Source organism: Rhizobacter sp. (assembly GCA_021153565.1).
GTDB lineage: Bacteria > Pseudomonadota > Gammaproteobacteria > Burkholderiales > Burkholderiaceae_C > Albitalea.
On the sequence record JAJKJU010000173.1, the window covers coordinates 1 to 10,528 of the forward strand.

A 10,528-nucleotide genomic window follows, 5' to 3' on the forward strand; every position below is an offset into this window, starting at 1 on the left:
CGGGGGTGAGGGCGACGGAGGTGGAATGAACGAGGCCGTCGACTTCAACGGCCGCGGCCCTCACCCCAGCCCTCTCCCAGGGGGAGAGGGAGCGAGAGTTGCCTTCACAAGGCTCAATGCGTGCCGTCATGCAGCCTCCAAGAGATGTGCTCCGGGCATACCGACTTGAGCCACCGACCTGTATTGCTCCCTCTCCCTCTGGGAGAGGGCGGGGGTGAGGGCGACGGAGGTGGAATGAATGAGGCCGTCGATCCAACGGCCGCGGCCCTCACCTCAGCCCTCTCCCACTGGGAGAAGTAGCGAGAGTTGCCTTCACAAGATTCAATGCGTGCCGTCATGCAGCCTCCAAAAGATGTGCTCCGGGCATACCGACTCGAGCCACCGTCTCGATCTGGACCGCGGGGACCAGTTCGTGGAAGCTCAGTACGGGGGTGTCGAAGCATTCGGTTTCGATTAACTTGCGGACATGCCGACGGATGTCCACGGTCGTCATAACCGCAGCCGGCTGGTGCTCTTGCACGGCAACGGCCAGCGTCTGCATCAATTCCTTCGCCTGCTGCGGGTCGAGTGCGAGGATCTGGACCCCATTGCTCACTCGCACTGCTTGCCGCAGCAATTCCTCGAGTTCTGGAGCGAGCAGCACGGCACGCAGCACGCCGCTCGGCGCGACACGGTGGCTGGTCTGGCGCTTGAGCGCGATGCGCGCCAACTCGGTCAGCGCATAGACGTCTTTCTCGCGCTGTGCCGCTTCGGCAAGCGCTTCGAGAATGTCGCGCGTGTTGCGAATGGCGATTTCTTCTTCGACGAGGCGGCGCAGGATTTCAGCGACTCGTTGCAGCGGCAGCGCACGCAGCACTTCCTTCACCACGTCGGGCATGTCGTTCGATGCGCGGGTGAGCAGGGCGCTGGCGTCCTGCGTGCCAAAAAAGAGCGCGATGTTGTGACGCAAGGCCTGAAACGCCGCCTGGGCCAACGCGCGAGACACGTCGCTGGACGGCATCGTGCCCTGGGCGATGGGCACTTCGAAAGCGAGCAGCCGCCATGTCGCATCCGGGGTTTCGCTGTACGTCGAGTGAATGCTGATTCGCGGCAGCGGCAAACCGAGCGTGAGATTGATGCGGTCCAGAACGCCTTCGAGTTCGCGTACCAGCTCTTGAGGCGCATCGCCGTGCAAGGCCCGGGCCGGCAATTCGAGCAGCAGCGCAACGGTTGGGCGCGGTGCCGGCAAGGCCGTGGCCAGCACCGACGGCGGCGTGTCCTTGCGGCGCAGAACTGTCTCGCGCGCCGGGCGCGAGAAGCGCTGCCAGCGTGCCTTCACGGCAGGCATCAGCAAACTGCCGCTCGCGCCGAACATCGCCGCAAGAACGAGAAATACCACCCACGGAAACCCCGGCACCAGGGCGAGCAACGCGCACAGGCCGCCTGCCACCAGAAGCACACGCGGCTTGGCCGCGACTTGGCGTGCGATGGCTTCGCCCAGGTGACGGTCGTTCTCGTCATCGGTGGTGCGCGTGACGATGAGGCCGGCCGCCATGGCCGCCAGCAGGGCCGGAATCTGCGCCACCATCCCATCGCCGATGGTGAGGATGGAATATTTCACCATCGCGTGCGAGACGTCCATGCCCTGCTGCATCACACCGATGGCGAGCCCGCCCAGCAGGTTGATGACGATGATCACGATGCCCGCGATCGCGTCGCCCTTCACGAATTTCATCGCGCCATCGAGACTGCCGTGCAGCTTGCTTTCCTGTTCGAGTTGGCGCCGCTTGCGCTTGGCTTCGTCCTTGTCGATGAGCCCTGAGCGCAGGTCGGAGTCGATGGACAGCTGCTTGCCCGGCATCGCGTCGAGCGAGAAGCGCGCTGCGACTTCGGCCACGCGTTCGGCGCCTTTGGCGATCACGATGAACTGAACCACCGTGATGATCAGAAACACCACCAGCCCGACGACAAGGTTGCCGCCCGTCACCATGTGCCCGAAGGTGTCGATGATGTGTCCGGCATGGCCGTGCAAGAGGATCAGCTTGGTCGTCGCGATGGACACCGACAAGCGGAACAACGTGGTGATGAGCAACACACTCGGGAACACCGAGAACTCCAACGGAGAGCCGATGTAAAGAGCGACGAGAAGCAGCATCACACCGACAGCGATGTTCACCGCCACCATCGCATCGATGGCGATCGGTGAGAGCGTCAGCACCATCATCGCGAGGATGGAGACGACTCCCCCGACCAGCAGCAAGTCGCTGTAGCTCGCGCGGCTTGCGGCGGCTGCGAGCGGGGACGAGGTCGACTGGCCTTGTGTGGTCATCGTGTGTGATTGCCGGATTGCATGGACGCAGGAATCTCTTCGACCGGTTCGAATGCGAACGGGTCTGGCGGAGTGATCAGTTGGGAAAGGGCGCCCGATGCGCCTGGAGTCGCGCCTACAAGTCCGATCGAATCGAACTCGTCGACCGGTGCGCTACCGCCGTCAACATGCGGTAGTGGTCCAGCACCTGCTGCACGTAGCTGCGCGTTTCCGCATAGGGCGGAATGCGTCGCCCATGCTTTTCGACCGCGCCTTCGCCGGCGTTGTAGGCGGCGAGCACCAGCGACAGGTCGTTGCCGAAGCGCTCCTGCAGCGTCTTGAGGTAAGACGCGCTGACCTCGAGATTCGTGCGCGGCTCTTGCAGTGATTGCGCCGTACCCACGCCGAAGCGCCGGGCTGTCGCAGGCATCACCTGCATCACGCCGCGCGCTCCGGCGGGCGAGCGGGCATCGGTGTTGTGACGGGACTCGACATGAGCAATCGCATGCAGCAGCAACGGGTCGATGTCATGCCGCCGCGCGACATCGTCGATGTCCGGGGCCAGCTTCATGGCCCGCAGCGTGCTGGATGTCCGCGCCCGCGCAGCAGGGCGCGCATTGGCTGCCGGTGTCGGCACGTCGAAAAGTTGCAGATGACGCGACCGGTCCTCAGGCAGTGCCGGGATGGTCGTCGAAGGTACCTCGTCTGTCGCGACGAGTTCATCCGCGCCTCTTGGTCCGTGCTCAACCCGGGATGTGCCTTCATTGGACGACGCGACGGTGGACTCCATGCGGGTCGCAGAAGAACCGCATGCATCGCTCGCCAACTGAAACTTCTGCCGCTGCGAGAACGTGAGCCGAGAGATCGCATCTTCGCATCCCGGGTCGTTCGCGAACGCCATCGAACTCATCGCAAGCGCCGCCAGCATGAGCGCGCATCGTCGCACCCACTGTCTCGACACGCGAGCACGCCGGTGCCTGCAGGTACAGCCCTCTGCAAGGGCCGCCCTTGTTGATTCAAACATCGTGACCTCTCCCTCGTTTTTTCGCATCTCGCCGCCCGTTTGTTCTGGTGCCCGCGGGTCGGCTGGTGGCTGCAGTGTTGTCCAGGTCGGTGCTTGCCGCGGCGCATGCACCACGCTTCTTGTGACGGCTCGTAATACACCTGGTGGGGAGGGTGCCAATTTGAATCGCGCGCGCGATGTACGGTCTATCCCTAGGATGCACTTGGTTTCCAAGGGGGCAGAGGAAGCCTTGAGCATGCTCACCCCCAAAAGGGGGAAGCGTCCCCTCTGATGGAGGAGCGACATCAAAGGACCGCAACACCACGTGGATGATGTGCACCCGCTTGAAACGAGTGCCTGCATTTCGGAGACCCGATGGCCGACAAGAACGATGGTGGCGACAAGACCGAGCAACCCACACCCAAGAAACTTCAGGACGCGCGCAAGAAGGGACAGGTTGCCAAGAGCAAGGACGTGACAAGCACCGTCGAGCTGCTCGTGTGGGTGTTGCTCGCGGCATTGGCCACGGCTTATGCGACATCGCAGTTCACTGACCTGATCGAAGCAGCTTTGCAGGCCCTGCGCGACCCGTTCGCACTTGCCGCACCGGCCATCGGCGAGAAGGCCCTGCGCGCACTGCTCGCGCTCACTGCGGCCTCTCTATTGCCTGTGGCCGCCGTCGGCGTGCTCACCGAGTACCTTCAGGCAGGGCCGGTGTTTACCTTCGAGCGGCTCATGCCCAAGCTCGAGAACATGAATCCCGTCGAAGGCGTCAAGCGCATGTTCTCGATGGACAACCTCATCGAAATCGTGAAGGCCGCAGCGAAGACGGTGGCGCTGCTCGTCATCGGCTGGCTCGCGGTGAGCGGCCTGGTGCCGCAGCTCGTGCACCTGCCATTTGCGCAGCGACCCGAAGCGGTGGGCAGTGCGCTGTGGGCAGCAGCGCGACCTGTGCTCGTGTGGACGGTCGCGCTCTTTGCGTTGCTGTCGTTGGTCGATATCGTGTACCAACGCTGGAGCTTCACGAAGAAGATGCGCATGAGCCGCCGGGACATTCGTCAGGAGATGAAGGACAACGAAGGCGACCCTTACATCAAGGCGCAACGGCGACAGGCGCACGAGGAGTGGTCGCAGCGCAATGCGCAGCAGGCCGCGCGCGGCGCGAATGCCTTGATCGTGAACCCGACGCATGTGGCGATCGCCGTCGACTACGACCGCGAGACCTGCCCCGTGCCGACCATCGCGGCAAAGGGCGAGGACCACGTCGCAAGAGCGATGCGTGAAGCGGCGCAGGAGGCGGGGGTGCCCATCGTGCGTAACGTGCCCTTGGCGCGGGATCTGCTGGCCCGAGGTGAAGTGGGCGAGCTGATTCCGCCCGATCTTTTCGATGTGATCGCCGAGGTGATTCTCTGGGCGCGGGATGTGCGCGACGAGATGGCGAGCGAGACGGTCGCAACACCGCAGGCCGCGCGAGCGCGTCGGCGCGCAGCGCCGGGTGAAGACCTCACCCGCTACTTGAAGCTCGATGCGAAGGCCAAGGCATGACAGACGCACCCAATCTTGCGACCAACCTTCTCTCCACGGCAGTCGCTCTCGTTGTCGTATTGCTGCTCGCGTGGGTGTCTCTGCGTGCATTGAAGCGAGTGCAGCAGGGACGCACCGGCACACGCAGCGATGGCAGCGAAGTTCCCCAGGTCGTGCGAAGCGTCGGGCTTGGCCCGCGCGAGCGCCTGGTGACAATGCGCTATCGAGGGCGCGAGTATTTGCTCGGAGTGACCGCAGGTGCAGTCAGCGTCGTGGAGTCGCATGAGATCGCTGTCGAGAACGATGCGACCGGTGGAGCAACCGAATCAGGGTGGATGAGTCACCGATGAGGACGACCGCATTGAATCGACTGACCTTGCGCGAGTTCGAACCGCGAGATCGCGATGCACTGATGGCGATGCATCGTGATCCGCGCGTGGTCGAGTTGCTCGTTGACGACGTGCCTTTGCATGACGCCCGCCGCGCGCACGAGTTCATCGAGCGCATCCGTGCCTACTACCTCGCCAATCCGGGGCTGGGCATCTGGTGTGCGGAACGATGGGCGAGTGTTTTGTCCGAAGAGGAACTCGCGGACCCAGAGGTGCGTGAATCCTTGAGCGATGAAGCCCTGGCTCAGATGTCCAGGCCCGTCCCGAATTTTGCAGGCTGGTTCAACCTGATGCGCGTGACCGACTGGCCCGAGGAAATCGAGATCGGATGTCGATTGGTGCCGCAGGTCTGGGGCAGCGGCATCGTTCACGACGGGGGCGAGAGTCTGCTCGACAAGGCGTTCGGCAAACTGGGCCTGTCGCGGGTATGGGGCATTTGTCATCCGCAGCACCGGTCGGTGCAGCAGGTGCTTCGAACGCTCGGATTCCGAGACGATGGCGAGCGGGCGTGCGCGGGCGTCGATGCGAAGTGGTTCGTCATCCACGCTGAGCGCTGGGCTGCGCACCGGGAGCTTCCGAGACGCGAGCGAATGCGGCTCAGCCTGCGCGCTTCAACATCCAGAGCTGCAGGTTGAAAACAGGTATACCCACCAGTCGGGAGAACGGCCACGATTCGTTGCAGATTGCCGTTCTTTGCATTGAACGAACAATTGGAATCGTGACCTTCTAACGGACGCGGCTGTTTCCATCGCAACACCCCCTACCATTCACGCCATGAGTTCCACCGAGCGCCCCGAGGAGCCGTCAGGCTCGGCTCCCGCCCCGCGCACACCTTTGTTTCCCTTGTCGTCTCGCGCCATGTACGCGCTGCGCCTCGTGCGCATTGCCGCCGGCTTTTTCCTCGGGACGCTGCTGTCATCCACCGTCGTCGCCGCCATCACCATCATGCTGATGGTGCCGAACCTGCCCGACATCGACAGCCTTACCGATTACCGACCCAAGCTGCCAATGCGCGTCTTCTCGTCCGACGGCGTGCTGCTCGGCGAATTCGGTGAAGAGCGGCGGCATTTCACGCCGATCGGCGAGATGCCGAAGGTGATGCAAGACGCCGTGCTGGCTGTCGAGGACGCTCACTTTCGCGAACACCACGGCGTCGACTTCAAAGGCGTGATCCGCGCGGGACTGGCGAGTCTCGTTCGCCCGAAGAGCCAGGGCGCGTCGACGATCACGATGCAGGTCGCCCGAAACTTCTACCTGCCCACGCGCAAGGACTATGTGCGCAAGATCTACGAGATCCTGTTGGCATTGAAGATCGAGAACGAACTCTCCAAAGAGCAGATTCTCGAGGTCTATATGAATCAGATCTTCCTCGGCCAGCGCGCTCACGGCTTCGCGGCGGCAAGCGAGATCTACCTTGGCAAGCCGATCGCCGAGGTGACTTTGGCCGAAGCGGCGATGCTCGCTGGCCTTCCGCAGTCGCCCACGCATGCCAACCCGACCACCAACCGCCGCCGCGCCATGGCGCGCCAGCAGCACGTTCTCGACCGCATGCAGGACGCCGGCTTCATCACCGCGGCGCAGTCCACACAAGCGAGGGCTCAGACGCTCAGGTTCCGCACGCCGGGCGACGTGCCGGTACATGCCGAGTACCTCGCCGAAACTGCGCGCCAGCTCATCTACAGCCAGTACGGCGACGCGGCCTACACGCGCGGCCTGGATGTGACGCTGACCGTTGATGCCGGCGAACAGTTGGCGGCGTACCGCGCGCTGCGCAAGGGCATCATGGATTTCGAGCGGCGGCAGCCGTATCGAGGCCCCGAGGCGCACATCGACCTGCCGTCCGACGACGCCGAGCTCGACGCACGCGTCCTCGAAGCGCTGGTCGAACATCCGGACAACGACGAGCTGAAGTCGGCCGTCGTGTTGAGCGTCGAGCCCAAGCGCGTCGAGGCACAGATGGAAAACGGCGAGACGGTGACGATCACCGGCGAAGGGTTGAAGCAGGCGGCGCCGGGCTTGTCCGCCCGCGCTGCCGCGCGCATTCGCATCGGGCCCGGCTCTGTCATCAGGCTTGTCAAGGGAGCCAAGGACGGCTGGGCCATCACCCATCTTCCCGAAGTCGAAGGCGCATTTGTCGCGATGGACCCGGCCACCGGCGGCATCCGTGCAATGGTGGGCGGCTTTGACTATTCGAAGAACCAGTTCAACCACGTGATCCAGGCATGGCGCCAACCGGGGTCCAGCCTCAAGCCCTTCATCTATTCGGCCGCGCTCGACAAAGGATTGATGCCATCGACCATCATCAACGACGCACCTTTGTCATGGGACGCCGAATCCAACGGCGGACAGGCTTGGGAGCCGAAGAATTCCGACGGCAAGTTCGATGGCCCGATGACCATGCGCAGCGCGCTTGCTGCGTCGAAGAACATGGTCTCGATCCGCATTCTGCAGACCATCGGCGCGCCGTTTGCGCAAGACTGGCTCACGCACTTCGGCTTCGATGCCGAGAAGCATCCCGCCTATCTCACCATGGCCCTGGGCGCGGGGTCGACCACGCCCATGCAGCTCGCGTCGGCCTATTCGGTGATCGCCAACGGAGGCTACCGGCTCGACCCTTTTCTCATCCGCAAGATCAGTGATGGCCGTGGCCGCACGCTCGCCGAATGGCGGCCGCCAGCGCTCGACGAATCGCTTCGTGTGCTGGACGAAGGCAACGCCTTCATCATGACCGACCTTCTGCAGGAAGTGACTCGAAGCGGTACCGCCTCACGCGCGCAAGCGGTGCTGAAGCGACCGGACATCGCTGGCAAGACGGGCACCACGAATGACGCGATGGACGCGTGGTTCGCGGGCTTTCATCACTCGATGGTCGCAGTGGTGTGGATGGGCTACGACAACCCGCGCAAGCTAGGCGACCGCGAAAGCGGCGGCGGCCTCTCCTTGCCCGTTTGGCTGGACTTCATGGGCCATGCGCTCAAAACGACGCCAGTCCATGAATCACAACCGCCGGACGGTGTCGTACGCATCAATGGCGAGTTTTACCTGGAAGAGCACACGCCCGCGAGCGGCATTTCAAGTCTTGGCTTGGAGGACGCGCTGCCCAGTGCGCCCACTGACAGCGATCGCAAGAGCATTCTTGATTTGTTCAAGCATTGAGCACTGGCGCCGCGCCACTTTGTGAGCCGGCGCGTCCACGAGCCCTGGGGGACTTTGACCTGGCGCAGCGAACTCGTGTGGAAGACCCGCGAAGTTGATTTCATCCGCGCATCGCAACCAACGTCATCAGTTCGTTTCTCCGACGATTCCCAGCGCTGCGTGGCCACCTCTGGCCGGCGGTTCAGACCAACGGGATCTTTTGCCTACCTGACGCCGGGCGCCATCATCACGCCGTTCACCGTCACCACACTGCGTCCGCCCAGCAACTCGTGGAACCTGCGGGGCGTGATGCCGGTGCCCAAGTCGAGAGCATGTCCACTTGTCCACTTCCGGGTGGGATGTTCCAAGACGCGCTGGTTGGCAGATAAGTCGTTGATTTATAAGGATTGGCCGTATATATTCAGAATTCAATATTTATACGGCCAATGGACTACATCCCGTTATCCGACAACGCTTCAAGGCAAGTCATCGACTCGACCACCATCTTCCATGAGTACTTGCGGGTCCAGTCGCAGGCCCGCCCTTATGCCGGCGGGATGTATTGGAAGCGCCAATATGACTACGAGTATCTGGTCAAGACTCAGCCAGACAACCGACAAAGCCGAGTCGGCCCGCGTTCGCCGGACACCGAAAAAATCTACGAAGACTTCGCTTCTCGAAAGCTGGAGCTTGAAACTCGTCTCAAGTCTTTGCGAACGGAACTCAAGGATGCCGAGCGTCTGAACAAGGCGTTGAAGGCGGGGCGCACGCCTTCTATGGTCGTGACGTTGTTGCAGACCCTGGAAGATTCTGGACTCGGACTGCACTTCACCGTGGTCGGGACTCACGCGTTGTACGCCTATGAAACTGCGGCGGGCGTGCGCATCGTTCAAGGTGCCTTGGCGACGCAAGATGTGGACTTGCTGTGGGACGCACGCAAACGAGTGCGTTTCATGACCGATCTCGAGAAGCTGGACTCATCCATGCTTCGTGTACTGCAGCGGGCGGATTCCACTTTTCAACGCAAAGAGGGCCAGAACGAGACAGCTATCAACGCCAAAGGATTCGAAGTTGACTTTTTGCGACGCCAGCCAGAAGGCGACGACCCACATCCCTTCCGTTTCTCCGACGATGAGGGTGACTTGTGGCCGGTGCAGGCGCTGAGGGCATCTGTGTTAACCAACGCAACTCGCTTTGAACACGTGGTCATTTCCTCTACGGGACGCATGACTCTGATGCGAACAATTGCCCCGGACTCGTTCGTCGCATTCAAGCGCTGGATGGCGAAAGAGGCCCCCCATCGGCTAGAACCGAAGCGCCGCCGCGACCTGCGTCAGGCAGACATCGTGCAGACCTTGCTTGACGAGGGATTGTTGATGTCGCAGGCCGGAGTCCGCTGATAGCCAACAGACTTCGCACGGCGCGCCTTCTTCGGCGGCGATTTGTAGCGGGCAGCGGGCTCCGTGCCGCAAGCTTTCGAATTTTCAACTGGGTCGATCTGAAGACGAAAGTACGGCCGATGGCGGACCGGAGCAGTATCTGTGATTTGCTTCGCAAAGGCAGCCTCAACTTCGCAGCGCAGCAGCAAGAAGCTTGGAGGGAGAGCAGAGTCGAGGTCCGTACATCAGCCAAAGGGGACAAGGCGTGAAACGAGTTCGTATTGACAACGCGGGTGCTTCTTCACAGATGCCGCACGCTCATGAAGAGCCACTGCAACGCCGCCCGCGCCTCTTCGGGGTTGATCTGGTACCGCAACAAGGGATGCCCGTTCGGCCAAACCAAGGGCTTTCGTTGGACACGCTGCGGCCCCGTGCAGATCTTTCCGACAACATGCGTACTACCAGCAGTGCATCACAGAGGCTGCACGCAGATGAAGCGCGCCCTTCAGCACGCCTCTTCGGGGTTGATCTGGTACCGCAAGAAGGGATGCCCGTTCGGCCAAACCAAGGGCTTTCGTTGGACACGCTGCGGCCCCGTGCAGATCTTTCCGACAACATGCGCACTACCAGCAGTGCGTCACAGAGACTGCACGCAGATGGAGCGCGCCCTTCAGCACGCCTCTTCGGGGTTGATCTGGTACCGCAAGAAGGGATGCCCGTTCGGCCAAACCAAGGGCCTTCGTTGGACACGCTGCGGCCGCCAGTGGACATGCATCCTGCAGGGCCGCACCCGAGTGCTCAGGACCTGCGC

General features: G+C 62.5%; 8 protein-coding genes. 5 read left to right on the forward strand and 3 right to left on the reverse strand.

The window, feature by feature from the left end; translation table 11 throughout:
- Positions 1-334: 334 nt before the first annotated feature.
- Positions 335-2,308 (reverse strand): FHIPEP family type III secretion protein, encoded by a 1,974-nt coding sequence (locus AC30NL_RS10540; protein WP_489463955.1) that lies wholly within the window; start codon positions 2,306-2,308, stop codon positions 335-337.
- A 115-nt stretch (positions 2,309-2,423) separates the two neighbouring features.
- Positions 2,424-3,215, reverse strand: coding sequence for a lytic transglycosylase domain-containing protein (locus AC30NL_RS10545; protein WP_489463956.1), 792 nt, complete (start codon positions 3,213-3,215; stop codon positions 2,424-2,426).
- A gap of 450 nt (positions 3,216-3,665) precedes the next feature.
- Between AC30NL_RS10545 and sctU the strand changes: the two genes are divergently transcribed.
- The 4 genes from sctU to AC30NL_RS10565 all read left to right on the forward strand — a co-directional run bounded on the left by sctU (position 3,666) and on the right by AC30NL_RS10565 (position 8,359).
- A complete protein-coding gene (sctU, locus tag AC30NL_RS10550) occupies positions 3,666-4,835 on the forward strand; it encodes a type III secretion system export apparatus subunit SctU (RefSeq protein WP_489463957.1) in 1,170 nt (389 codons plus the stop codon).
- Positions 4,832-5,164 (forward strand): flagellar biosynthetic protein FliO, encoded by a 333-nt coding sequence (locus AC30NL_RS10555; protein ID WP_489463958.1) that lies wholly within the window; start codon positions 4,832-4,834, stop codon positions 5,162-5,164. Before sctU ends, AC30NL_RS10555 begins: the two co-directional genes overlap by 4 nt.
- Before the next feature lie 11 nt (positions 5,165-5,175).
- Entirely contained in the window at positions 5,176-5,838 is a 663-nt protein-coding gene (locus tag AC30NL_RS10560) for a GNAT family N-acetyltransferase (RefSeq protein ID WP_489463959.1), read from the forward strand.
- Between the two features lie 139 nt (positions 5,839-5,977).
- Positions 5,978-8,359, forward strand: coding sequence for a penicillin-binding protein 1A (locus tag AC30NL_RS10565; protein ID WP_489463960.1), 2,382 nt, complete (start codon positions 5,978-5,980; stop codon positions 8,357-8,359).
- Positions 8,360-8,562: 203 nt separating this feature from the next.
- Here the strand turns inward: AC30NL_RS10565 and AC30NL_RS10570 are convergent, their stop codons facing one another.
- Positions 8,563-8,706: a hypothetical protein gene (locus AC30NL_RS10570; RefSeq protein WP_489463961.1), complete on the reverse strand. Its 144-nt coding sequence runs from the start codon at positions 8,704-8,706 to the stop codon at positions 8,563-8,565.
- A gap of 78 nt (positions 8,707-8,784) precedes the next feature.
- On the opposite strand from AC30NL_RS10570, the gene AC30NL_RS10575 reads away from it, so the two are divergent.
- On the forward strand, positions 8,785-9,738 hold the full coding sequence (locus tag AC30NL_RS10575; protein ID WP_489463963.1) for a GSU2403 family nucleotidyltransferase fold protein: 954 nt from the start codon (positions 8,785-8,787) through the stop codon (positions 9,736-9,738).
- The last annotated feature ends 790 nt before the right edge of the window (positions 9,739-10,528 follow it).